General features: G+C 38.2%; 20 protein-coding genes. 7 read left to right on the top strand and 13 right to left on the bottom strand.

What is annotated here, in order from left to right:
* Nucleotides 1–5: 5 nt before the first annotated feature.
* The 3 genes from PNIG_RS18395 to PNIG_RS18405 all read right to left on the bottom strand — a co-directional run bounded on the left by PNIG_RS18395 (nt 6) and on the right by PNIG_RS18405 (nt 2973).
* Complete coding sequence (locus PNIG_RS18395) at nt 6–1598, bottom strand: DUF4331 domain-containing protein (protein WP_089369206.1); 1593 nt, start codon at nt 1596–1598, stop codon at nt 6–8.
* 170 nt (nt 1599–1768) lie between these two features.
* On the bottom strand, nt 1769–2452 hold the full coding sequence (locus PNIG_RS18400; RefSeq protein ID WP_089369207.1) for an anti-sigma factor: 684 nt from the start codon (nt 2450–2452) through the stop codon (nt 1769–1771).
* Complete coding sequence (locus PNIG_RS18405; RefSeq protein WP_011329961.1) at nt 2449–2973, bottom strand: sigma-70 family RNA polymerase sigma factor; 525 nt, start codon at nt 2971–2973, stop codon at nt 2449–2451. Before PNIG_RS18405 ends, PNIG_RS18400 begins: the two co-directional genes overlap by 4 nt.
* A 354-nt stretch (nt 2974–3327) precedes the next feature.
* Between PNIG_RS18405 and PNIG_RS18410 the strand changes: the two genes are divergently transcribed.
* Nucleotides 3328–4956 carry a diacylglycerol kinase family protein gene (locus tag PNIG_RS18410; RefSeq protein WP_089369208.1) on the top strand — a complete coding sequence of 543 codons (1629 nt, stop codon included), beginning with the start codon at nt 3328–3330 and terminating at the stop codon, nt 4954–4956.
* Between the two features lie 49 nt (nt 4957–5005).
* On the opposite strand, the gene PNIG_RS18415 is transcribed toward PNIG_RS18410, so the two are convergent.
* Nucleotides 5006–5314, bottom strand: a complete 309-nt coding sequence (locus tag PNIG_RS18415) for a VF530 family protein (protein WP_089369209.1) — start codon at nt 5312–5314, stop codon at nt 5006–5008.
* A gap of 54 nt (nt 5315–5368) precedes the next feature.
* Entirely contained in the window at nt 5369–5671 is a 303-nt protein-coding gene (locus PNIG_RS18420) for a YnjH family protein (protein ID WP_011329964.1), read from the bottom strand.
* A gap of 206 nt (nt 5672–5877) precedes the next feature.
* Between PNIG_RS18420 and PNIG_RS18425 the strand changes: the two genes are divergently transcribed.
* Nucleotides 5878–6111, top strand: coding sequence for a TIGR02647 family protein (locus PNIG_RS18425; RefSeq protein ID WP_011329965.1), 234 nt, complete (start codon nt 5878–5880; stop codon nt 6109–6111).
* A 35-nt stretch (nt 6112–6146) separates the two neighbouring features.
* Here PNIG_RS18425 and maiA read toward each other — a convergent pair whose 3' ends face one another.
* On the bottom strand, nt 6147–6779 hold the full coding sequence (maiA, locus tag PNIG_RS18430; RefSeq protein ID WP_089369210.1) for a maleylacetoacetate isomerase: 633 nt from the start codon (nt 6777–6779) through the stop codon (nt 6147–6149).
* 6 nt (nt 6780–6785) lie between these two features.
* On the bottom strand, nt 6786–8087 hold the full coding sequence (hmgA, locus tag PNIG_RS18435) for a homogentisate 1,2-dioxygenase (RefSeq protein WP_089369211.1): 1302 nt from the start codon (nt 8085–8087) through the stop codon (nt 6786–6788).
* Between the two features lie 128 nt (nt 8088–8215).
* On the opposite strand from hmgA, the gene PNIG_RS18440 reads away from it, so the two are divergent.
* Nucleotides 8216–8647: a MarR family winged helix-turn-helix transcriptional regulator gene (locus PNIG_RS18440; RefSeq protein WP_086995704.1), complete on the top strand. Its 432-nt coding sequence runs from the start codon at nt 8216–8218 to the stop codon at nt 8645–8647.
* A 64-nt stretch (nt 8648–8711) separates the two neighbouring features.
* On the opposite strand, the gene PNIG_RS18445 is transcribed toward PNIG_RS18440, so the two are convergent.
* The 3 genes from PNIG_RS18445 to PNIG_RS18455 all read right to left on the bottom strand — a co-directional run bounded on the left by PNIG_RS18445 (nt 8712) and on the right by PNIG_RS18455 (nt 16254).
* Complete coding sequence (locus PNIG_RS18445) at nt 8712–11834, bottom strand: TonB-dependent receptor (RefSeq protein WP_086995707.1); 3123 nt, start codon at nt 11832–11834, stop codon at nt 8712–8714.
* 318 nt (nt 11835–12152) lie between these two features.
* Nucleotides 12153–15359 (bottom strand): TonB-dependent receptor, encoded by a 3207-nt coding sequence (locus PNIG_RS18450; RefSeq protein WP_086995711.1) that lies wholly within the window; start codon nt 15357–15359, stop codon nt 12153–12155.
* Nucleotides 15360–15387: 28 nt separating this feature from the next.
* On the bottom strand, nt 15388–16254 hold the full coding sequence (locus tag PNIG_RS18455) for a S1/P1 nuclease (RefSeq protein WP_089369212.1): 867 nt from the start codon (nt 16252–16254) through the stop codon (nt 15388–15390).
* 212 nt (nt 16255–16466) lie between these two features.
* On the opposite strand from PNIG_RS18455, the gene PNIG_RS18460 reads away from it, so the two are divergent.
* Together PNIG_RS18460 and PNIG_RS18465 are read left to right on the top strand one after the other, a co-directional pair.
* Nucleotides 16467–17357, top strand: coding sequence for a PhnD/SsuA/transferrin family substrate-binding protein (locus PNIG_RS18460; RefSeq protein ID WP_244181079.1), 891 nt, complete (start codon nt 16467–16469; stop codon nt 17355–17357).
* Nucleotides 17354–18301, top strand: a complete 948-nt coding sequence (locus PNIG_RS18465; RefSeq protein WP_089369214.1) for a hypothetical protein — start codon at nt 17354–17356, stop codon at nt 18299–18301. The genes PNIG_RS18460 and PNIG_RS18465 overlap by 4 nt, the downstream gene beginning before the upstream one ends.
* Before the next feature lie 32 nt (nt 18302–18333).
* On the opposite strand, the gene ushA is transcribed toward PNIG_RS18465, so the two are convergent.
* Both ushA and PNIG_RS18475 read right to left on the bottom strand, forming a co-directional pair.
* A complete protein-coding gene (gene ushA, locus PNIG_RS18470) occupies nt 18334–19950 on the bottom strand; it encodes a bifunctional UDP-sugar hydrolase/5'-nucleotidase UshA (RefSeq protein WP_011329974.1) in 1617 nt (538 codons plus the stop codon).
* An 82-nt stretch (nt 19951–20032) separates the two neighbouring features.
* Nucleotides 20033–20212, bottom strand: coding sequence for a hypothetical protein (locus PNIG_RS18475; protein WP_041454917.1), 180 nt, complete (start codon nt 20210–20212; stop codon nt 20033–20035).
* A gap of 248 nt (nt 20213–20460) precedes the next feature.
* Between PNIG_RS18475 and PNIG_RS18480 the strand changes: the two genes are divergently transcribed.
* The gene (locus tag PNIG_RS18480) at nt 20461–21201 is read left to right on the top strand and encodes a peptidylprolyl isomerase (RefSeq protein WP_089369215.1); all 741 of its coding nucleotides are present in this window, start codon (nt 20461–20463) and stop codon (nt 21199–21201) included.
* 71 nt (nt 21202–21272) lie between these two features.
* Here the strand turns inward: PNIG_RS18480 and PNIG_RS18485 are convergent, their stop codons facing one another.
* Nucleotides 21273–21692 (bottom strand): MAPEG family protein, encoded by a 420-nt coding sequence (locus PNIG_RS18485; RefSeq protein WP_086995727.1) that lies wholly within the window; start codon nt 21690–21692, stop codon nt 21273–21275.
* 176 nt (nt 21693–21868) lie between these two features.
* Between PNIG_RS18485 and PNIG_RS18490 the strand changes: the two genes are divergently transcribed.
* The gene (locus tag PNIG_RS18490) at nt 21869–24751 is read left to right on the top strand and encodes an insulinase family protein (protein WP_089369216.1); all 2883 of its coding nucleotides are present in this window, start codon (nt 21869–21871) and stop codon (nt 24749–24751) included.
* Nucleotides 24752–24772 lie beyond the last annotated feature (21 nt).

Below are 24772 nucleotides of genomic sequence, written 5' to 3' on the forward strand. Positions count from 1 at the left end.
ACTCCTTATTTAGAACCCGCAAGTGGGGTAGTAAGGTAGGGAAAGCTTGCATCCATCATAGTGGCATTTATTGGTGCGCCATCGGTAAATTGCACAGTACCTACTTCAGCATCCTCTGGTTTACAAAGCCCTAAATCAGTGTCTACGCCTGCTACAGGGATAGGATGACATAAACGACCCATAACAACTCTTAGTGCTATATCAACAACGTCATCACCTGGGCGACGGCCATTTGGGAATCCGGCTAAATCATTACCTGCTACCCCAAATGTTGATTGTTCAGCTTGTGCTGTTGCTGCAATTTTAGTGTTTAAACGCAGCATTTCTGATGGCGTTACTGTTGTTTGCTGGTTAACACCGGCAAAACCAGTTAAAAATGCGGTTATAAGGTCATTACGTGGAAAGTTTGTAGGTGCAAGCGTTGCAAAATTTGTCCCTAGGGTGGTATTAACCGCATCTTTAAATAAAATATTTAATAGTTCAGGCAGTGAAGGATGCGACACATAATCTAAAAATTGGCCATCATCTTTAGGATGCGCAGTAGAGAAGGTGTCTTTATCTTTAATACCAATTACTAGCTCATTAACCAGTGGGTTACCTAAACGCGAAACTTGCGTTAATGCGCCGCCGTTAACTGCGTTATTTGCAAACTTAGCATTAGGATTTAAAATACGCGCTTGCGGTAAGCTTGCTGTTGTCCACGAACCAATTACGCCATTACTTGAGCCAACCACACAGCTTTTAGGTACTTCAATTGCTATAGAGGTAATGTTTTTATCAGCTAAATCATCGTTATCTGCCGATTGTGTTATGCCACCAGGAAAGCCCGAGCCATCACCAGCACCCGCAGCACTGTCGCCTTCAACGGGTACGTAGTTTACTAAATCAAAGGTTTTGCCTAGGTTAACTACAAAAGGGTCTTTACGTTGACCAACGAACACTTTAGCCATGCCATCACAGTTCGCAATAGCGACTTGATACATAAATTGGTCGGCATACATTTGGTAATCTTGCTTTGAGGTAAAGGTTTTATTACCTACATAATCAAGCGGTTTATTAAAAGTAGTTGAGCTAGTAGTAGTGTTACTAAGCTGTACGCTAGTGCCTGTTTTTTGCGGGCCGCTGATCATTCTTACGGTGTAAGATTCACTAAAGTTAGCAGCACTATCATTACCTGCCGTAATACCGCCGACATTTTTTAGTGGTACAGATACAGTACGCTGATTACCCTCAGGGCCTACGGTTAATTGGACACCTTGATTATTATTAGGCAACATACTTTTAAAGTTAAACGCAAAAGTAATATCTTCAACAGCGTCACCATCGTTATCAATGTGAATGCTGTAAGTAGCATCAGGATCCATGGCAAAGTAATTAGGACCACCGTAGGCATCTTGCAATGGAATGTAATTAGCAATCAAGGTAACAAAGTCACCACGACCTTGCTCATAACTATTAAAAACATAAAAGTCGGTAGAGTCTAATGTTGGAAAGCGACTAATATTAGGCGCTTCTCTGTGGCTTGATGCTTCACTTGGTGCACTTACAAAAGTAGCACATATAACAACTGCGAGTATTGATGGAGTAAAAGCTTTCATGACTTTGTCCTTTAGTTTTTGATTGAAGTCATTAGTAATACGAGGCAGGGTTTAAATTGGACGCAGGGAAGTTAATTTATTTTTAATTAATGTGATTTATTTGTTAATTCACGCTATTTAGCTCTAATACCTTATTACTGAGAAAAGATAAAAGAGCTGTTTTTAGTAATTTATAAAAGTAGTAATTCAGTAGTATAGAGTACTTCGCTTGGCTCGCCGTTTGGCGAGCCGCCAATAGGTTCTAAACTTACAGCCAATAGAGCAACATTACTGGCTTTAAAGCGGCTGTTTTTAGCTAGCGTTTTGCTACCTGTTTTAGGGAGTAAGCCCAGCGATATTGGTGCGTCTTGGTCTTTTAGTATCATCCACAGCTCATAGTCTTTATCTGTTTTAGCCACAAGCTGACTACTTGCCTTAATTGATAAAGCCTGCTCATTAACATCAATAAACCATAACGGTTGCTGCGCTTTATTTTGCACTAATGCAATTTGCTGAATATTGCTAACATTAGTGGCCGGTTGCATTACTAAAAAGGCTAATACAATTGAAGCTGCTGTAGCAACAAGCGACCAAGTGCGCCAAATTGAAGGTTGTGTACGAATTATTGTTTTCGTTGGTTGGGGCTGGTTTTCAATTTGTTGTAATATTTTTGGCCATAAGTCGTCACTTGGTGCTAGTGGCGTAATAGCGCTGGCTAAATTATTTAAATTTTGCTCCCACATTGTTGTGGCCTCACGTGCTTTGCTGGAGTTGAGGAGTAATCGCTGAAAACGCTTACGGGTTGAGCTTGATAGGGTACCAAGTACATATTGCCCTGCAAGTGCATTTAATACCTCGGGTTTATTATAATTCATAGGGTTAAACACCTTTGTAGCTGAACTAGTCCACGGCGGATCCAACTTTTTACCGTACCTAAAGGCGTGTCGATATGTTCAACTAATTCACTGTGGCTTAAGCCTTTGTAATAGGCCAAGTGAATCGCTTGTTTTTGCTGTGGCTCTAATTGCTCTATACAGCTTACGAGTTTGGTGTTTTCGGCATAACTTACCTCAATATCGTGCTCGTTTATATCGTCGTCGCCTAGTGATTGCTCCTTGCGCACTTTGTTGTAGCGCAGCGCATCAAGGCTTCGGTATCTAACAATGCTGATCATCCAGCTAATAACCGTTCCCTTAGATGAATTATACTCAGATGCGTTATGCCAAATTTTAATAAAAGCTTCTTGCAATACTTCTTCCGCATGCGCTCTGTTTGTTAACATATTTAAAGTTATAGCAAATAATTTTCCGCTGGTTTGCTGATAAAGATTAGCGAATGCGTGTTTATCGCCTTGAGCGGTTGAACACAAAAGGGGGAGTAAATCGTCGTTTTCCATGATTACCTTAATATTTTTATTATTAGTTAAATAAACGTGTGAGAGTTGTTTGTGGATGCAAAAACATGCTTAGATGTGCTTATAGATTAGCTGTAATACAGCTCAATACAAGTAAACAAAGAGTATTGCTGTTACTTTATACCAGTGTGAACAATTGACCTACTATAGTGTAAAAATAGCTACGGTTTATAAGTGGGCTAAAAAAAGGCTTAATAAATAAAAGTTAAAATGTTAATTATCAATAATATAACTAACGAGGAATAAGTGAATGCTGGCGTGAAATTTGCTCTTACAATATCAAGGCATGATTAATAAATATAACAACAACGAGCATATATTATAAAAGGAGAACATATGTGGGCTGCAATTAGTTACTTACTATTGGCATTTATACTCATATTTATTGGCTGGGAAGTTAACTCAATTTACTTTTCGATTGTATTTTATTGGAGTGCATTGTCACTACTTTTAGTGGGGGGCGCTTATATATTCGATATAGCAAAAGTGTTTAGAAAACGAGAAAACGGCGTTATCCCTTTTTATATTCGCTGGGCGTTTATTCCTTTTTTATTTGGCGCTCAATTATACAATGCGTGGGCTCGTAAACACGATAAAGTGCCGCCTATTCAAAAGATTAATGAACATTTGTTTTTGGCATGTCGATTATTTCCCTCTGACATAGATACGCTAAAAGAAAACGGTATTACCGCAATACTTGATGTAACGTGCGAGTTTGACGGTTTAGAGTGGAGCTCTACGCAAGAAAACATTAATTATTTAAACATTCCGGTACTCGATCATAGCGTTCCTACGCATTCGCAGTTAAACCAAGCAATTAATTGGATCCATCATCATGTACAAAAAGATCGCCGTGTGGTGGTGCATTGTGCTTTAGGGCGCGGGCGCTCTGTGTTTGTAATGGCGGCCTACTTGCTTAGCCAAAATAAAGATGCCGATGTGCATCAAATACTGGCACAAATAAAAGAAACTCGCGAGACAGCTAATCTTAATAAACGCCAATTACATCACTTAGCTAAGCGCCATAAAAAAGGTGAGTTAGTAATTAAAAACAAAGCATTTTTGATTGCAAATCCAGTATCGGGCACAAAAATGTGGCAAGACAAACAACACCTAATTGTTGCTAGTTTATCGGCTTATTACGACTTAACCGTATTAACAACCTCAAAAGAAGTTAATGGCGTAGCGCTTGCTAAACAGGCAATAAAAGAGCAGCCAGATATTATTATTGCTTGTGGTGGTGACGGCACAGTGACAGAAGTGGCCAGTGTATTAGTGCACACTAAATGCAGGTTGGGTATTATTCCGCTGGGCACGGCTAACGCATTAGCGCATGTGTTAATGGGCATAAAATCAAAATTTATTCCTGTTGAACAAGCCTGTGATTTAATTATTGATGGGCAAACAAGTTTAATCGACACAGCTTATTGTAACGACGAGCTAATGTTACTACTGGCAGGAATTGGCTTTGAACACTCCATGATTGAAAAAGCCGACCGTGAAGCTAAAAACAAATCTGGGCAACTGGCCTATTTAAATGGTTTTTTACAAGCTTTTGGTGAACAAAAAGCACAAGTATTAACGATAAAGCTTGATGATAACGAACCAACGCAAGTGAGTACCAATAGTTTTATTGTTGCTAATGCCGCACCCTTTACTACTTTGCTAGCTCAAGGTGGCGGGCAGCCTGATCATAGTGACGGGCTTCTTGATGTGAATTGGTTAATACCCAATAAAGAAAATGGCACTACAGTACTGAGTATTGCCGAGCTTATGTTTAGCAGCATTACACAAACACATTTAGCTATTAATTCGCATCATACAAATGCTAAAAGAGTGGAAGTAAGTGCAGAGCAAGAGATTAAATACGTAGTAGATGGAGAGGTGAAAACTTCTAACAAATTAGTTATTACAATCTCACCTGGATCATTAAACGTTATTTGCAAAGAACAGTTTGATAAATAACACACGGCTATAAACTATAAAACGGCGTTATTACACGCCGTTTTATAGTTTATTTTTTCATCGAAGGCCAAACAAAGGCTGATGTATCAGGTGCTCTATCGGAAGTGGGCCTTGGTGCACTTTTAGGCCTACGAATTGGCTTGTTATTTATGGTATGAATATAAAGCGCTTCTACTTTATCTCGTGCCCATGGGGTTTTACGCAAAAATTTTAAGCTCGATTTAATGCTTGGTGCATCAGTAAAGCATTTAATTTTAACCTGTTCACCCAAAGTTCTCCAGCCAAGTCGTTGCTCTAACTCAACAAGTATTTGTTCTAACGTTACCCCATGTAAAGGGTTTTTAGGTTGATTATCCATAGCTACACTACTTATTTAAACTGCGCATAGTGTAACTTAATTCACTCGTAGAGGCTAATTCACTGTAATTGTAGCGGGCTTAGTAGGGTAAATTGCATTGCCTTGTTTATCGAGTTTAAGCCAAATTAGTTGACTGTTGTTATGTTGTACAAATTTAGCCCCGCAAATAAGCGTAAATGAGTGTATTTGTATTAACGCTCCTTCGCTGTAGCGTTTATTGTCGTACCAACAACTTGTGTCGGTATTTACAAACTGATTAGCATCGATAACAGAGTGGGTTTTAATTGTATTAGCATGGCTGAGTAGCGAATAGCTTAAGCAGCTAATATAAAAACATAAGATTAATAAATGGCGCATTTTAGTCTCAAATTGTCGAGGGTTTAAAAATAATACACTAAGCTAAAAAACATGCTAGGGTAAGGTATACACAAACACCATAAAAATGCGTAATTGGGTATTTTATAGCACCTTAACATTAGACAGCTGCTTATAAAAAAGGCGCTTTCTTGATTTGGGTATATTTATATTTAGTAAAACACAGAACAATAAATAGGTGAAAATATATGCAATTTAACCAAACAATGATCGATGAATTTACACTATTAGCTAAATTTCCGCGTGAAAGTAAAATGCAGGGAATTAAACTTCATTCAGACGCAGAGCCTAGCTTGTTAAGCGCCGCACAACGTTTATTTGATAAAGGAATTATAGATAGCCCAGATGGCGGTTATTTAACTGATCTGGGCTTAGAATTAATTGACCATGTAACTGTGGTGCACAGTGCCTTACAAGGCTAATTTTCTGGGTTAATTACCTAGGCTAATTATTTAGACTAGGTTGCATCAGGTTGATTTTGTGGTGCGGCATCAATAAATGCATCGAGCTTATTACAACGCTCATAAATGGCTGCTATTTTAGGATATGCGGCCATATTTACATTAAAACGAATAGCATTAAATACCTGCGGTACTAAGCACACATCGGCAAGGCTTGGTTGCTCACCCACACAAAAAGCGTTATTACGATCAAGTAGATGCTCTACTTTTTCAAACCCTACTTCTACCCAGTGGCGATACCAAGTGTTTTTAGCCTCATCGTCTACCCCTAGTTCGTTACTTAAATACTTGAGTACGCGTAAATTATCTAACGGATGAATGTCGCAGGCTATGGCGTAACTTAAATTACGAATTTGTGCTTTTTGCCACGCGTTACCAAATAATAATGGCGTTGTGTTTGGATGGCTTTCTTCAAGATACTCTAAAATAGCCAGAGATTGCCCAAGCACACCGTCAGCTGTTTCAAGTGCTGGGAGGAAACCTTGTGGATTTTTATCTAAGTAGGCTGCACCTAATTGTTCAGACTTTAGTAAATTAACACCAACCAATTCGTGATCAATGTTTTTTAAGTTAAGCGCAATACGCACCCGGTATGCGGCAGATGAGCGAAAATAACTATAAAGTTTCATGGTTTATTATCCTTGTGATCCAGTAAATTGCTTTTTAATTGTGCGCCAGCAATCAGTGTAGTTAGTTTGGCGCTCTTTGCCCTCAAGAGCGTATTTAGTTGGGGATATGACATAACGTGATTCAAACATAAATGCCAGCGTATTATCATAACGTTGTGGCTCAAGCTGGGCATTAGAGGCTTTGTCGAACACGTCGGCTTCAGGTCCATGTGGCGACATACAATTGTGTAGACTCATACCCCCGGGAACAAAGCCATGCTCTTTAGCATCGTAAACGCCTTCTATTAAGCCCATAAATTCACTCATTATATTGCGATGAAAGTAAGGAGGGCGAAAGGTGTTTTCGGCCACCATCCAACGTGGAGGAAAAATAGCAAAATCAATATTAGCCACGCCTTCAGTACCTGATGGCGATGTAAGTACGGTAAAAATAGAAGGATCTGGGTGATCAAAGCTCACTGTATTCATTACATTAAAACGTGCTAAGTCATATTTATACGGCGCACTGTTACCGGTCCACGCAACTACATCTAGAGGCGAGTGGCCGATATCACAACGAAACATGTTGCCGTTAAATTTAGCCACTAATTCAAACTTACCTTCTATATCTTCAAAAGCAGCAACTGGGTATTGAAAGTCACGATCGTTGGCAAAACCGTTAGAGCCGACCGGGCCACGCTCAGCTAATTCATACTGATGGCCATAGTTTTCACAAATATAACCGCGCGCAGTCGCTGTTAATAGTTGTACCTGAAACTTTATACCACGGGGAATAACCGCTATTTCGCCCGCTTTTATGGTTAAATTACCACACTCAGTTTTGAGCAATAATTCACCTTGCTGCGGTACAAACAACATTTCGCCATCGGCATTATAAAAATAACGTCCGTCCATCGATTTATTAGCAACATAAACATGAATAGCAATACCGGTTTGGCCATTTGCACTACCATTAGCGGCCATAGTAATTAAGCCATCAATAAAATCAGTTGGTTGCTGCGGAATATCGATAGGGTTCCAGCGCAGCATAGTTGGTGGAGTTACTACTTCGGTAATAGGCGCAGTGCGAATTAAGCCATTATCCATTGCGATATAATCGCCTTGAATAACAGAGGGGCGAATACGGTACAGCCAACTACGACGGTTTTGTGCACGCGGCGCAGTAAACGCGGTTGTACTAAATTGCTCTGCATATAAATCGTACTTTACTTTTTGCGGACTAAATTGTCCGATAGGCAATGCACCTGGCAAGGCTTCAGTTTCAAACTCATTGCCAAATCCTGTCATGTATTGTAATTCGCTGGTCATCACTCGACTCCTTATCGTTTTACTGTAAGATACTCTCAAGTGAGAGTAAATTCAAACATCATGCTTTTTGTCACTGTACATATTTATGAACACTTAAACATGATTGTAAATTAAGAGGACATAGCACAATGGCACTCGATTTAGAGACATTTTTACCTTATCGACTAGCAAATTTAGCCAGTAAAATGAGTGAGGAGTTTGCGCCCGTGTATCAACAACAAAGTGATTTAACTATTCCTCAGTGGCGCATTTTATTTAATTTAGCCCAGTTTGGGCAAAGCCATGCAAAAGCACTGTGTGTGCAAGCAGCAATGGATAAATCCACTGTATCACGGGCAATAAAAGCGCTGAACGATAAGCACTATGTGGTGAGTTTAGTTAACCCAGATGACAAGCGCGCTAGCTTATTAGCGTTGAGTGGGCAAGGGTGGCGCTTGTATCAGCAGTTAGCACCAGCAGCTTTAGCGTGGGAAAAGAATCTATTGGGTATTTTAACTCAAGCTGAGTATCAAACTTTACTTAGTTGTTTAGATAAGTTAACTAGTAAATTAGATGAATAAAACAAAAAGCCCATCAAAAGATGGGCTTTAAAATTACTTTAATTTGTTAAGTTACCTTAGCAAATTAGAAAGTGTAACGAACACCGATACGCATTTCCCAAAGTGAGGCATCACGTTGTACATAAGTACCAACATTGCCTGAGTTGAAACTTTCGTAAACGTAACGACCTTGATCATCACGAGATGTTTTTACAACCGGGTTACCCACAAAGTTTCCTTTTTCAAGTTTACCCCAATCATCGTTTAGGAGGTTGGTTAAATTATCAATAACAAAGTAGGCTTCACCTTTATGACCTTCCATAAAACCTGGTAGCTCTTGAGTTACTTTGAAGTCGAATTTAATAAACCAAGGCGCGTATTCACTATTACGACCAGTGATACTACCGCGTTTTAAATTTTCATCATTAACAAAGGCATTGAATGCATCAATATCAAAGTCATCTCCATAAACTACATTTGGATCATTGACTTGTGGGACATAAAGTAATTGACGGTTTTTATCAGCAAATGACGGTGACCATAAATTATCTGAGTCAGCAAAGGTATAGCTATATGGCATACCTTTTGATGCTTGGCCAAATAAATTGAAGCGTGTTGCATAGCCATCAAAGAACTCATGCGCGTAACCTAGTTTCAGAGTAAAGCGATGTGGTACTTCATAATCTGATGTTGCGATACCTGGATTGTTAGGATTTACAGTTGCTAAGTTATGATAATTTGAATCCGCTACTGAACTGGTCATTGGATTGATATCTTTAGCATCGGTATATGAATACGCAAGCGTAAAGTCAATACCATTTTCATAACGTTTGCTAAGTGCCGTTGAAAGTACCAATGCATCGCCACCATTATCAGCATTGGTTAGCATAAACTCACCATTACGACCTTCAGGTGCTGTGTAGATTGGGCGTCCATCTACTGGCTCATAGCCATTTTGCGCTACCCCTAAATCAGTTAGTACTGCGGCATCATTTTTACGTGAATAAAGCGCATCAGCAGAAATAACATAATCGTTATCAGTAGTAAATGTAGCACCTAAGGCATATTTCCATTCTGAAGGCATTTTAAAGTTTGGATCAATTACATTTGCAATACTATCACCTAAACGAATGTTAGTATTGGCAACTTCATCGAACATTTCTTGTGGTACATCGTAACCTGGCGTACCACCATCAAAATTAGTCATTGCAGTATTAAATAGATCAACATTATTACGGCGAGTATAGATATTTGTTACACCATCATTTGAGTAAGCATTAGATACCCACACATTTGGATTACCACCAGTGTATAAGCCAACCCCTGCACGCACTTCTAAGGCATCAGTGGCATACCAATTAAAGCCTACACGAGGTTGGATAAGATCCATACCGTCTAAGTTTTGTTGGTTTGAAAACCCGTAACGATTAGTAAAGTTTTCGTTAAAGTTTGGTACATCACTGCTGTCATAACGGTCATAGCGCAAACCAAAAGTTAAACTGGCATCAATGTTGTCGAAGTTATATTCATCTTGCAAATACAAAGTGTGTTGTTTATAAGAAAATTCTGCTGCAGCATCAGCAGGATTATTAGTACCAGCAGCATTATTATATTCAATTCGTGAAGCTAAACCATTTTCAAAATCTTCAATTGAATTAAAGCGAAACTCACCTTGTGTGTGTTGTACAAACATATTAAATACATTTAACTTCTCATATTCATAGCCAGCACTAATTGTATGTTTATCAAGATAGTACTTACCAGCTAATTTAAATGTAGTTGTGTCATATTTCAGCTTATTGGAATGACGAGAATCATCTGGGCCTATGTAAACCGTTGCACCACCTGCAGTCTTAACTTGAAATTCACCAAAACCTGATGCTGCATCAAGTGATTGTACGCGTGCATCTACTTCAGATTTTCCAAAACGAAGCTCGGTTGAAAAATCATCGTTCCAATCCGAATAAAGAGAACTAACAAAAGAGGTAAACTTGGCGCCTTGTTCATAATAATGGCTATCTAATGATAAACGACTTGACCCAGTGTCTGATTGAGAAATAGTAAAAGCATCATTGTAGTTATAAATGAAATTTGCACGATGGTTATCATTTATAGTCCAGTCAAGTTTAACTAAGATTTTTTCATCTTCAACTGGCATGCTGCCAGGCATAGTACCTGCGTTGTAGTTATATTTTTCTTGGGCAATACGTTGAATATTCGCAATATCGCCTGCTGTAACACTTGGATCATCACCTTGGGCTGCGCCATAGTTGAATTGTGCGATGCCTTCTTGCTTTTCATAAGTTCCGAAGAAAAATAGCTGATCTTTAATTAGTGGTAAACCTAAGTTAAAACCATAACGTTTATCAGTATAGTTACCATTATCGGCTTTCACACCTTCAACTTTATCACCTTTATAACTGTCGCTGGTGAAATCAAAGAACACACCACCGTGCAGCTCGTTAGTACCAGATTTGGTTACAGCATTAATATTACACGCGGTGAAACCGCCGTATTGTACATCAAATGGGGCAAGCTCAACGGCAACTTGATCGATTGAATCAAATGAGAAAGGAGCGCCGATAGTCGGATAACCGTTTGAGCTTAAACCGAAGTTATCGTTCATGCGGATGCCGTCAACTGTTAAGCTGTTATAGCGAGGATTATTACCACCACACTGAATTGCACCACGGCTTTCATCAACGTAGACACGTGGATCCGCGCGAACAATATCTCTCAGATCACGGTTAATAGCAGGGGCATTTTCAAGGTCTTCTAGTGTAAATGTTGAAGATGGTCCTGTACCACCGGACATTGCACTAATAGGGCGACCAGTAACAACAATTTGTTCAATATTTGAAGCCGGCTTTAGTTGTACGCTAACTGGATAATCAGAGCCTAGAGTTAGGAAAATATTTTCAACGAGTTGATCTTCATATTTATCTGAGTCAACTATAATGTTGTATGGTCCGCCAACACGAAGGCCGCTAGCACTAAAATAGCCAGCATCATTCACGTAAGTTACCTTAGAAGAGCCGGAAGGTACGTGAATAATAGTTACTTCAGTACCTGTAGCAGGGTTACCGTTAGGGCCAACAATTTGACCTTTGACACCCGATGCAGTTGTATTTGCTACTGCAGCGCCACTTACACCAACACATGCTGCGATAGCGAGTGATAGTGCTGTTTTGCGAAGTTGAATTTTCATTTTGTTTTCCCATGTGGTTTATTAAACTTTTTATATTTATAAAGTATTTGCACTAAACAAACGAACCAAATTCATGCAGTACTAAATCTATACATATTATACTTTAGTTTATGTTTACAAATAAGCTACAAGTGTAATGTTTTTTATGTTTATAGATTAATGCTACGGATTATTAATGTTAATAATGAAATGTTCGTGTTGTAAAAGAGAGTAAATACTATTTATGACAAATAGATGAAAAAGGGAGTTTAAATGAAAAAACCCATTACAAAGTTGTAATGGGTTTAACTAATATAAAGCGTAATGTTTTATTAGGTATTAAAACTTATAGCTCACACCAATTTTAGCTTGCCATGCAGATGATGACGTAGAAATTTGGCTATAATTGCGTACATCAGCACCGTTATGACGATTGTTGATAATGTATCGGCCTTCATCATCTATTCCAGCTAGGTCATATACAGCTTGATCAGAGTAGCCTAAACGCTTTTCAACACCCCAGTCGCTATTAAGTAAGTTAGCAAAGTTATCAATCATAAAGTAAACCTCACCTTTATGGCCTTCAGCAAAACCTGGGATCTCTTGTTTAACACTAATATCCATAGTAGTAACCCAAGGTTGAGTTCCTGTATTACGGTTTAGAATTTGGCCACGCTCAGAAATACCAGCACGGTTAAGTAGCGTTTCAAGTTCGCTCCACGACAAACCAGATTCATCCCAGTTTACATTTGCATCATCAGCACCCGTTGGGATGTATGCAAGGTAAGCCGAGTTTGAATAAAAGTCACGTGTATCGCCTAAATCATCTATTTCATAAAGACCCATTGTATAGCTAAATGGGCGGCCAGAGCGACGCTCAAAGTACATATTAAACTTGGTTTGGTAGCCAGAAAAAAGCTCAGTATTATAGCTCACATTAACCTTAAAGCTATGCTCCACTTCGTAAGCACCACGCTGTGCTAAATCAACATTACGGCTTTGTGTTATTGTATGTTTATAATTACTTTGTGCTTGTGATGATGAACCACCTGAAGCTTCTGTAATATCTTGATGTGCATAACTGGTAGATATATATAGGCCGTTATCCCACTCTTTAGCAAGTGCAGTAGAGAAGATTACCGAGCGCCCATCTTCAGCTGAGTTGGTCATTGCTATATCAAAGTTATCTTTTAAGTCACCTTCGTAGATACCTTCAGAAATAATACGATCGCCATCAGCGGTTGTTCCAACAGGCTTGATTGCAGTGTTATGCCATACAGCCTCATTTTCTTTTTTATGGTAAGCAATTTCTGCTTGCCATTTAAAGCCATTACCTAAAAATTCTGAGTCAAATTCATAATCAAAACCAACTTGCGCACGGATGCTTGAAGGTAATTTAAAGTTAGGATCAATATAGTTAGTGCTACCCGCACCTTGTACTAATGAACCTTTTATTTCGTCTGGAACTTGAGTGAAATCGACGTTATTATTTGCATAGTAACCATCAATTACGCTTTGTGGTGCGTCAACAAAAGTAAGACCGTCTTTTTGGAATGAGTTGTTATACCAAACGTTAGGAATACCGCCTTGGAAACGACCTACGCCACCATTGATAGTAAGAGCCTCTGTTGCATAATATTTGAAACCAACACGAGGTAAAATAATATCTACACCATCAAGGTTTTCTTGGTTAGTAAAACCATAGGTTTCTAAAAACTTTTCATTCAATGTTGGTTTATCGTCAGATGCCAAACGCTCATAACGTACACCTGCAGTTACTTCTAAATCATCAGTAGCATAAAACGTATCTTCTACGTAAAGAGCAAACTGACTGCGCGTTGCATCGTAAGCAGTATCTGCTGAGTTGTTGGTATAGGCATTACTGTAAGTAAAGTCATGTTTACCTTTGTAATTACCTACTTCGCGGTTTTCGAAACCAGCAAAGTTATCAAACTCCCATGAGCCTAAAGAGTTGGCTGCAAATAAATTATATAAATTTAAAGATTCATACTTAGCACCAAACTTAATTTGATGTTCGTCTAATAAGTATGTGCCATCAAAAGTTAGTGTTAAATTTTCAGTCGCTGCTTTATTGGCATGACGGTATTCATCAGTACCAAACTGATAAGCTGGTCCACGGAAATATTCTTCAACTTTAACACTACCAATTTTAGAATTAGTGATGCTGTCAGATGTTACATCTTTATAAGCAATACCAATTTCAGTAGAGAAGTCTTCATTCCAATCTGAGTAAAGCTTGGTAGCAAAGTTGTTGAATTTAGTCGCGTAAGTGTAACGATTTGAAGCAAGTGAAACGGTACTGCCACCAGTACCAAAATTACGCTCGTCTTTATCGTCTTGCCATTGGTATGTAAAGTCTAAACGATGGTCATCGTTGATGTTCCAGCTTAACTTAACCAATAATGACTCATTGGTGTCTTTAGGGTCGCCACCAAGAGAATCTTGCATACCGTACACGTTATCTAATATAGATAAAAACTGATCAAAGCTTTCTTTAGTTACATCGTATTCATTAGCAGCACCAGAGCCTTCAAAACCATAGTCTAAATCTAACTCGCTCTTCCATGCATTGTAGTTTACAAAGTAAAAAAGCTTATCCTCTAGTATTGGTCCGCCAAAGTTAAAGCCGTAACGCGCTTCTGTTTGGATTGGCTTTACTTGTTCAGTAACAAATGTTCTGTGGCCATCTTCATCTAAAGCTGGTCTGCCATTTGCGTATACTTGTGAAATACTGTCTACATCACCCGCCATATCTGGGGTTGATGTTTCGTAAAAACCAGAGAACTTAAACTCGTTAGTACCTGACTTTGTTACTGCATTTATAGTACCGCCACCAAAGTTACCTTTAGCTGCTGAAAAAGGAGATACGTCTACAGAAATTTGTTCAATTGCATCAAGTGCAACAGGTGGTTGCGAAGTAGGGTAACCGCCGAAGCTCAAGCCAAAATCGTCGTTTTGACCAATACCATCAACAGTTAAGCTATTACTACGTGGATTATTACCAGCAAAGGTTAGCTCTCCATTACCGTTAATATTTGCAAGAGGATTTAAGCGAGCAATATCTTTAATATCGCGGTTAAAACTTGGCATGTTTTGAATTGTATCTTCGCCAAAAGAGCTGCTAGAGCCACCTGATTGTTGTACTATTTTATAGCCAGAAACTTCAATTTTTTCCATGTTTAATGGTCTAAGCTGAGAGTTTAAGCGATAAGTATCACCTAATTCTAGATAGATGTTTTCAAGCGTAGTGTCGTTAAACGTATCAGAGTCGATTATTACTGTATATGGACCCCCAACACGTAAACCATTAGCTATAAAAGTACCACTTGAATTGGTTGTAAGTTCACTTACAGTTCCAGTAGGACCATGAATAACTTTAATTTTTACATTTGCAGCACTTTCACCAGATGGAGTAGTGATTTTACCGCGCATTGCAGATGACGTGTCAGCAGCCATAGCACTTGCAGAAACACCAAGAGCTAAAATAATTGCTCCGGTTAATTTCGAAAGGCGAAGTTTATTCATTATGTTGTTTTCCCGTATTAAAAGTTACTTAGTTAGTTGTTTTTTCGCTAGTTTGCATCTTAAGTGCACTGACTAACGGTGTTGCTGATTCATCAAATAAACTATTTAATAAACCGGCGAGTCTTATTCCGCCTTGTTGCAGCCGAGTTTTAATTATTGTCATATGGTCGAAAATGTAGCTGTAGCTAATATTTGTTTCATTTTTATTATAAATTGATTCTGCTAAGTTGTTTGATTCTACTAACCAACTTGTAGGGGTACTGGTTAGGTACTCGCTAATTAAAGTTTGATTATTAGTATTGATAAAGTCAGCAAATTCAGTATATGAGAGGTTTTCGCCTTCAATTAACTTACTGTCCCACAAACTGTGTAGGTTGGTTTCTTGACCAAAGTGCTTCACTTTAATATTGTTACCACCACGGTCATCTGCACGCCCAGCATGAAAAGGCTGATGGCTGTCGCCTACCAGGTGTACTAAAAAGCGTAAGCTAAACTGCTTAGCATCTAATGAACTTTGCTCGTCTTGAAGTACTTTAATTGAGTAATGAATACCTTCAAGAATGTTGGTAACAGATTCTTTGTTTTTTGTATGAGAATGATTGAGTGAAATAGGTTTGTTTGCAGATGTATTAATATAATGCCAGCGTGATGATTTTCTTTGCCAAAACTCACCAGGAGCAGAGCGCATTTCATCAGGCCAAGTAGAAACTTGTGCTAAAGATTCATTATTTAATAACGGCAAAAGTTTTGTTTTTGTTGTCTCACTAAGATGAGACTCTGCAATTTTAGCTATGATCCTGTGTCCATTTTGACCCCATGCATGAGCATTAGTACAAACAAGTACAGCGCTGACGACCAGCGTTGCTTTAACTGAGGACATTAAGTTGTTACGCATTTGGTTTCCTTCAAATTATTATAGGGTCAAAATCACTAATCCGGTCAATTGTCCTTGTTTATTTGGAGGATAGGAAGGCGTTAAGAATATTCATATTAACTTGTAGGTAAATTAATTAAATCAGGTGCTTATAGTTAATAGGTGAAATTACTTATTGCAATAAGTAATTAAAATTGTTCAAATAGGCTAATAATAATATTAGGATGTTTTGTTTGAACATTAAATGCGTCATTTACAATAAAATACTGTTAATTGTATTTTTATATTTGTTAATTGTTTTGGTGTGGGTGTGTGGTCAACTAAGTGTTGATAGCAGTGAGTTACGCTTTGCAAAATTAATAGAAACATCAATTGAATGCCAAACATCTGCAATTAAAAATGAAAACCAGTTAATCATTTTTGCACCATCAAAAAAAATAGCAGGTACATTAGCACATAGCTTATGTACAGATGATGTGGTAGCTAAGCAGTACGGGGCGGTTGTAAGTTATTGGCGCTATAACACGACGGAAAGCTTTGAATTTGTAGGAAAAGGCATTGCCGATCTCATTTTAACTAAAAACAATATTATGGAAGCATTTAAAGCAGAGACTACCTATAACTACCAACCTGTAGTTGGGTTTTCTGATTACACTGCATTTTTTATTTCGGCTAAAGAAAAACCTAAAATAGCAAAGGAATACTTTTTGGGTAAGCGCATTGGGTTGTTAGATTACCCTACGAGCCGCTCAGGGCATATATTGCCCAAGCAAATATTTAAAGAGTTGGATATTAACCTCGAAAACTTAAATATTGTTTATGCTAGCTCTCACGATGCCTTACGTGATTTATTGGCTAACGGAAAAGTAGATATTATAGCTTCGTTTTGGCAAGAAAGTGATGCAAAACGCTTTTCAAAAAACTATATTACCCCGCTAAAAAATAATATTGCAGGCACGCGGTGGTATTTAAAAATGCCACATAATAATACCGATCTATTATGCTCGGTACAGGCGCATTTATTAGCCATGTCGCAAGAGCAATCTCTTCATTACTATAAAGGTGCGCAGTCATTTTGGCAGTGTGATAATGACGTTGTAACTTTTAAGCGAGATGAAATATGAGTAAGCAGTTATTTTCATTTATTACGCTATTCATTTTTTTATTACTTTGTAGCGTATTTTATTACTCTGTAAGCTATAAACAACAGCAAGTGCAAAAGCTTAATATAGCCACGATAGAAAAACAGGTAGCGTTGGATTTACCTTTACTCGAGCTATCTAATGAACTGCTTAAGTACTCCAGTGATATAGATAATATAAATAGTTATTTAAAGCAGTTAAATTCGCAACTAATCGGCACTAATTTATTATTGTTAAATATTGTCGCTGATAAAAAGCTATCAACCACATTAACCGGAGCGCAGTTTTTTACGCGTTTAACGACCAGTATTGGCCCTGTTTTTTTAGTTTTTGATATAAAACCACAGCCATTGCCGTGGCGTTATATTTATTATTATGTCGCTATTTTTATGTTAAGTGCTTTTGTTAGCCACTGGCTGAAAACGGTTATTACAATTGAGCTAAAAAGTAAGCAGTTAGCTACGCTGCAGCCTGAACCTGTTGAGGAAAGTAAATCACCCGTGTTAGTTATTAATCTAAATACTAAAACGGTGTCAGTTAATATTAATCCGCAATACCAAGTATGTTTAGCAAATAAACCACTTAGCTTTTATTTAGCGCTTATTGAATTTTGTAACAGTAATAGCGATGTTGTGCTCAGCCATAATAAAGATGTACCTGATGAGCTAATTGAATTAGCTAATAAATATTTTTATCGATTAGTAGAGCTGGGACACACGATCCGCAAGCGCCCTAACTTTAATAATAGCCTTGAAAAAACATTGAGCGAAATACGCGCGGCGTTAGATGAAGTGTTGAGTGAATACCCGCAACAAAAAGAAATTTTTTATCCGCCTAAGGCATTTGGAGAGGGTTCTCGTTCGCGGCTACACAGTTACGGGTTAGTTAATATTGCTAAAGGCGATGTAGAAATAGTAGGCAAGTAATATACTCGTTCCTACTATCTCCAAAAAATAGATTATTTAGGGGCAAACTGGGCCGCATCTATCGGGCTGTGCTCTGCAAAAAAACGCTTTAATGCGTTAGAGTCTGTTTCATCAGTAACTACAAAACCTTTTGCTGTGGTTAGTGCAGGGTAGCCATCACCACCTGAGGCGTTAAAGTTATTAATGCTCATACGGTAAGTTTTACTTTTATCTAATGCTTGCCCATTTATTAATACCTTTACTAAGGTGTTGTTTTTATGCTCAAACGATAATTTGTGGTACTGCATGTAAGCGCCTGAATCAGGCGGGAAACGCGTTACAACTTCTAAATATTGCCATAAATCTTCTCCTGCAATATCGATATAAGCCACTCGATTTTGAAACGGTTGGGCTTTTAAAATATCTTTATAACTTACTTCGCCTGCAGCAATACTGTCGCGTACACCGCCGCCACTCATAATGCCAAAGTCAGCATCGGTACTGTTCATTTGCGCTTGAATAATCACGCGAGCTAAATTTGTTTGTTGGTAGCGTACTTTATTGCGATCGCCCTCAAGTCTGGCATTTACATAACCAATTTTACCTTCAATTTGTTTAGCGCCTTTTTCCTGATACTCGGCTAAAAATGCGTTTAACTGTGGATTAGGCGTAATGTACTCGTTAGCTAATACACTAGAAGTTGTGCCATCCGCGTGTTGTTTATCAACATATAAATTAACGGGTAGCAGTTTATAATTTAAGAGGGTTAGCTGGCCATTTTCAAGTTTAAATTCGGCTTTACCAACATATTTACCCCATTCGTGGGCTTGCATTATCCAAGTGCCATTTTGTTGATCGGGCGTGCAGGCTAGGCCGGGTTTAAAGTTATCGTCATTTACGTTTTTAGCCGCCATACATACAGGCTCTTGAGAGTGACCACCGATGATCATATCTAAGGTGTTAGTTGGCAGTGAGCGCGCAAGTGTTACATCTCCAGGCGCATTAATTGCGTGGCTGGCATCCACATAATGCCCCATATGAGTGAGCGCAATAGTAATGTCGGGGTTATATTGTGCTTTAATTTTTTGTGCTAATTGTGCCGTGATTTCGATTGGATCTTTAAACTCTAATTGGCGAATATATTCGGGATTACCTATTTTGGCTGTATCAGTGGTGGTTAAACCTATAACAGCAATACTCAGCCCATTTTTATTAAATACTTTATAGCTATCAAATACATTTTTACCGGTCGATTTTTCAAATATATTTGCCGATAAAAAAGGAAAGTTAGCCCATTGCTGTTGCTTTTTAAGCACGCTCATCGGGTTATCAAATTCATGATTTCCAAGGGCCATTGCATCATAGCCAATTAACGACATGCCTTTAAAGTCAGGTTCAGCGTATTGTAAATCTGACTCTGGAATGCCGGTATTTATATCGCCACCAGAAAGCAGCAGTACTGCATGTCCCTGCGCGATTGCTTTATTGCGTAGCGAGTCAATCAGGGTTTTACGGGCAGCCATGCCATACTCACCTTTTTCATTGTGCCAAAAGCGACCATGATTATCGTTAGTATGCAGTACGGTTAAATATTGTGGGGTGGGGCTAGTGAGTGTAGTACTACATCCAAGTACACTAAAAGCAATGACAAACAAAAAAATTATGCGCATAAAACACCTATTGATTAAAAGCACTTACGTTTATTGGCGCATAGTTTAACTAGTTTGCTACAAAAACACACTTTTACATTCTTTAATCACACTTTAATTTTTTAGTAGCAGCTAACTCTCTGCGTTTTAGCTCTTCGCTGGCATATCTGGCTTTTTGATGATTAATACCTACCATCCAGATTAAAAAACTAGCAGGTAAGCGTGTGTAGGGCTCTCCCTTATGTAAACCAAAATCACAAATTTGGTTGTTTTTTTCTGACATTACAATTCTCCATTTACGAATTTGCAGAGGAATCATAACAAAAATAAAACAATTTATAAGTGCATTTTCATTAAACAGCGTTTTTACAAGGATAAGTTCAGTAGGAAGGTGATGAAATGTAATTAAGTTGTAACCGACTTGGTTTGAATTGTATCAGGGGCTATTTTGCAGTCGATTTTTAGTCTTACTCGCATTACTCTAAGAATCACTAAACTTTACACTAAATAAAATAATAATAGGGAAAAACGATGAAAAAGCTTTTATTAGCCTCGTTACTTAGCGCAGTAAGCTTTGCCAGTTCAGCAACCATTGTAGAAGTAAGTACCAGCCAAGGTGTTATTAAAATTAATTTATTTGATCAAAAAACACCAAAAACTGTAGAAAACTTTATGAGTTATTTAGATGATGCAGCGTATAACCAAACAGTGATTCATCGCTCAGTCAAAGATTTCATAATCCAAGGTGGCGGTTTTACCTACTCAGATGATTTTGATCGAATTACAACCAAGCCAGCAGTCATTAACGAACCTATTTACTCTAATGTTAAAGGCACGATTGCCATGGCTAAACTAGGTGGAAACCCAAACAGTGCAACTAGCCAGTGGTTTTTTAACTTAAAAGATAATAGTGCCAACTTGGATGTGCAAAACAGTGGTTTTACTGTGTTTGGACAGATTACGGATGATAGCCAAGCGACTTTAGATAAAATAGCTGCTTTAGTACATTGTGGTGAAATACCGGTAGTTGGTATCACTACAGAGCAGTGCTTAAAAAGTGATGTAACCATTAGTAATGCTAATTTAGTGACTATTCAAAGCGTATTAGTTATAGATGACGATCCTAATTCAGCGCAGAACCTTACGCCGGCTAAAAACATATTAATTAGCCAAGTAGTGCCACCTTCGCAAAAAGAAGATTCAAGCGGTAGTATGGCTTGGTTACTAGGGGCTTTATTATTAGTGTTACCACGTTTAAAACGCGCTAAATAACAAATGCTCAAAATAAAGAAACCCCGCTATGGGTGTTAAATAGCGGGGTTTTTAGTTGTTTAATGTAAGAGTTAAAACAGTAATACCCGCCAAATTATTACCAGCCATAACGCAAATACACTGCCACAGCCTATTAAGAATAGATTAAAGCGTATTCTTATTTTATTACTGCCTAAGTGAACAACGCTATGTAAAATACGCGAAATCACAAACAGCCAAGCTAAAACAGCCACCAGAATGCTTGCACTATTGAGTTGCATTGCAAGTAAGCACCCAGCATAAAACAACACGGGTATTTCAAATTGATTGGTAAAGTTTCTATCAGCAACACGCACATTGTCACCTGCATTATCTAAACGCATAGTGGCAAAGTCGGTTAAATTTATGTGTTTATTTTTAGCTGCGGCAAAACGTCTTTTACCCATAATAATCATTACAATGAGTGAGAGTAAAACTTGGGCGAACATAGCTAAAATGATCAACTTTTCCATGGTTTTTCCTTATTATTATTTGAATTAGTTGCAGTATGCAGGTGTTTTTCACAATGTGTTACACAATTAACGGATAAATTGTGGCAAAACATTAATCTAAAATGTTAATTTAGGCTGTAAATAGCTTTTTAAATAAGCGTAGATCGCAGTTGCGACATACTTTTAATGGAAATAAAATGAAAAAAATTATTGGCTTTAGTGCCATTGCACTTGCTGTACTAAGCGGTTGTTCAAATACATCATCTGTATCTCAAGCACCTCAAACTGTTTTATTATCAGACTCGCTGGTTGTAAGCCCTAATGATAATCGCGAATATAAAACGCTTAAATTAGCTAACGACATTGAAGTTATTTTAGTATCAGACCCCAGTGCTGAAAAATCAGCCGCGGCATTAAGTGTTGGAGTGGGTTTATTACATGACCCAATGAGCCAACAAGGCATGGCCCATTATTTAGAGCATATGCTGTTTTTAGGCACAGAGCGCTACCCAGATACTAAAGGGTACTCTGACTTTATGACCAAAAATGGTGGCGCACACAACGCCTATACTTGGCTCGATATTACCAACTATATGTTTAAAATTAACAACGATGCGTTTGATGAAGGGTTAGACCGTTTTGCTGACTTTTTTAAAGCCCCTAAGTTATACCCTGAATACACAGACAAAGAAAAAAATGCAGTAAATGCAGAGTGGTCAATGCGCCGCGAAATGGACTTTTTTGGGCAGTTTAAACTAGCGCGTAAAATGATGGGTGAACACCCAGCTAACCGTTTTTTAATTGGCAACCTAGAAACCTTAGGTGACAAAGAAGGCAGCTCATTACACAAAGAAACAGTTGATTTTTATAATAAATACTACTCTTCAAATATTATGAAAGTAGCGCTTATCTCTAATTTGCCAATTGCGGCAATGGAGCAAAAAGCACAAAAATACTTTGCTGATATTAAAAATAAAAACATCGAAAAACCAACAGTAACCGCCAAGCTTAACTTTGATAATGCCGGTGGTAAGCGCGTGTTCTATGCCCCTAATGAAGATGTAAAACAGCTACAACTTGATTTTACCATTAGCAATAACAATAACGAATTTGCACTCAAGCCTAATCGCTTTGTGGCCTACTTATTAAGTAATGAAATGCCTGGCAGTCCAGCGCAAATATTACGTGATAAGGGGTGGGTATCGCAATTGTCAGCATCGGCAGTGCCAACCCACTATGGCAACTACGGGTCGTTAAACGTTAACGTAGAGCTTACAGATACAGGCATGCAAAATCGTGAAACGATAGTGGCGACTATAATGCAGTATATTGAATTGATTAAAAAAGAGGGCGTTGATAGTAAATACTTTAACGAAATTCGTACCTCGTTAAATAATCAATTTAAGTTTTTAGAAAAAGGCGATGAGTTTAACTACGTAAGTACATTGACTCAAAGCATGCAAGATTATCCATTAAATCATGCCATTAATGCGCCTTATTATTACGCTAAGTTTGATGCAGACTCAGTAAATAAAGTGCTTAAACAATTAAATGCCGACACTTTACGCATTTGGTATGTATCGCAGCAAGAAGAAACCGACTCACAGCTACACTTTTACGACGGTAAATACCGCATTAGTGACATAAGCGAGCAGGAAGTTGCAAGCTGGAACAAAAAAAGCCAGTTTAATTTAGCGCTCCCTAGCGTAAATAACTTACTGCCAGAAAATTTTGCTATTAAAACCCAAACATTTAAACAGCAAAAATCCCCAGAGCTTGCTTATGATAAAAATGGCGTGAAAATATGGCGTCAGGCAAGTCAAAAATTTGCCGAGCAACCAAAGGGACTTGTTGAAGTTTATATAAATACTCAGCCGGGGCTAAACGATGTAAAAGCGGAGGTTTTATACTCTGTTTGGGCCGATCTGTACAACATACAGCAAAGCCAACTAAGCACTGAGGCTGCTATTGCAGGTATGAGCGTAAACCTTGCACCAAGTAATGGTTTAGTTTTGTCTATGAGTGGCTTTACAGATAAGCAAAATGTACTGCTTAAACAAGCATTAAGTGGGTTAAACAGTGATATTAGTGGGCAAGCATTTAACCAAGCTGTAGATCGTTTTAAACGTAATTTACTTAACCAGCAAAAACAATTTCCTTACGCGCAAGCATTTGCTGAATATACAAAATTAAGCCGTACCGGTAGCTTTGATACTGATACTTTAATTAGCACAGCCAACACTTTAACTTTAGCTGATTTTAATGCTTTAAAACAAAACACCTTTGCTAATAACGATTTACGCGTATTTAGTTATGGTAACTATAACCAGCAAGACATAGCAGCAATAGCATCCGAGCTGAGTGCTATTTTGCCAAGTAACTATAAACACACTGAGTTTGCGCGCAGTAAAGCATGGTTACCACAATCAGGTGAAACCATAGTGTTACAAAAAGATATAGATGTAGCCGATGTAGCTTTGGTTGATATGACAGTTCATCCAACACCGGGTTACAAACAAAAAGCACAAGCTGCCGTGCTACAAGGGCATTTTAGAACCATTGCATTTGATAAAATGCGTACCGAGGAGCAACTTGCGTATGCCGTTGGTGCGTTAGCTCGCCCCATAGAGGATTACTCAGCGATTGGTTTGTTTATTCAAACACCAGTAAAAGGGCCAAAAGAAATACAAACGCGTTTTGATCTGTTTAAAAAAGAGTATGCAGTTGAGCTCGACAACATGAGTGAGGAGACGTTTGCACAGCTTAAAAATGCCACGTTAGTATCGCTTAAAGAGCAACCTAAAAACTTAAGTGACGAAATGAGCCCACTATTAAATGATTGGTATCGTGAAAACTTTAATTTTGATTCAAAGCAACAGCTAATAAATGAAGTTGAGAAAGTAACGCTTAGCGATATTAAAGACTATTACCAACAAACAATGCTTAACCCTAATGCGGCACGTTTAAATGTGCAATTACGCGGGACTAAGTTTATAGAAAGTGACTTCGCCGATTTACCAAATCAAACAAAAATCACCACGCTAGATGCCTATTACAATGGTATTAAACTACAAAAATAAGCTTTATTTTTACAGCTAAAA

This window comes from Pseudoalteromonas nigrifaciens (genome assembly GCF_002221505.1).
In the GTDB taxonomy this organism is placed as follows: domain Bacteria; phylum Pseudomonadota; class Gammaproteobacteria; order Enterobacterales; family Alteromonadaceae; genus Pseudoalteromonas; species Pseudoalteromonas nigrifaciens.

Coding starts and splice junctions, on each gene's coding strand:
- PNIG_RS18425 (WP_011329965.1), top strand. CDS start 5,878: ATGCAATTTAACCAAACAATGATCGATGAATTTACACTATTAGCTAAA.
- PNIG_RS18400 (WP_089369207.1), bottom strand. CDS start 2,452: ATGAATTATAATAAACCCGAGGTATTAAATGCACTTGCAGGGCAATAT.
- PNIG_RS18420 (WP_011329964.1), bottom strand. CDS start 5,671: ATGCGCCATTTATTAATCTTATGTTTTTATATTAGCTGCTTAAGCTAT.
- PNIG_RS18395 (WP_089369206.1), bottom strand. CDS start 1,598: ATGAAAGCTTTTACTCCATCAATACTCGCAGTTGTTATATGTGCTACT.
- PNIG_RS18440 (WP_086995704.1), top strand. CDS start 8,216: ATGGCACTCGATTTAGAGACATTTTTACCTTATCGACTAGCAAATTTA.
- PNIG_RS18475 (WP_041454917.1), bottom strand. CDS start 20,212: ATGTCAGAAAAAAACAACCAAATTTGTGATTTTGGTTTACATAAGGGA.
- PNIG_RS18445 (WP_086995707.1), bottom strand. CDS start 11,834: ATGAAAATTCAACTTCGCAAAACAGCACTATCACTCGCTATCGCAGCA.
- PNIG_RS18455 (WP_089369212.1), bottom strand. CDS start 16,254: ATGCGTAACAACTTAATGTCCTCAGTTAAAGCAACGCTGGTCGTCAGC.
- PNIG_RS18415 (WP_089369209.1), bottom strand. CDS start 5,314: ATGGATAATCAACCTAAAAACCCTTTACATGGGGTAACGTTAGAACAA.
- PNIG_RS18465 (WP_089369214.1), top strand. CDS start 17,354: ATGAGTAAGCAGTTATTTTCATTTATTACGCTATTCATTTTTTTATTA.
- maiA (WP_089369210.1), bottom strand. CDS start 6,779: ATGAAACTTTATAGTTATTTTCGCTCATCTGCCGCATACCGGGTGCGT.
- PNIG_RS18450 (WP_086995711.1), bottom strand. CDS start 15,359: ATGAATAAACTTCGCCTTTCGAAATTAACCGGAGCAATTATTTTAGCT.
- PNIG_RS18405 (WP_011329961.1), bottom strand. CDS start 2,973: ATGGAAAACGACGATTTACTCCCCCTTTTGTGTTCAACCGCTCAAGGC.
- PNIG_RS18410 (WP_089369208.1), top strand. CDS start 3,328: ATGTGGGCTGCAATTAGTTACTTACTATTGGCATTTATACTCATATTT.
- PNIG_RS18490 (WP_089369216.1), top strand. CDS start 21,869: ATGAAAAAAATTATTGGCTTTAGTGCCATTGCACTTGCTGTACTAAGC.
- hmgA (WP_089369211.1), bottom strand. CDS start 8,087: ATGACCAGCGAATTACAATACATGACAGGATTTGGCAATGAGTTTGAA.
- PNIG_RS18485 (WP_086995727.1), bottom strand. CDS start 21,692: ATGGAAAAGTTGATCATTTTAGCTATGTTCGCCCAAGTTTTACTCTCA.
- ushA (WP_011329974.1), bottom strand. CDS start 19,950: ATGCGCATAATTTTTTTGTTTGTCATTGCTTTTAGTGTACTTGGATGT.
- PNIG_RS18480 (WP_089369215.1), top strand. CDS start 20,461: ATGAAAAAGCTTTTATTAGCCTCGTTACTTAGCGCAGTAAGCTTTGCC.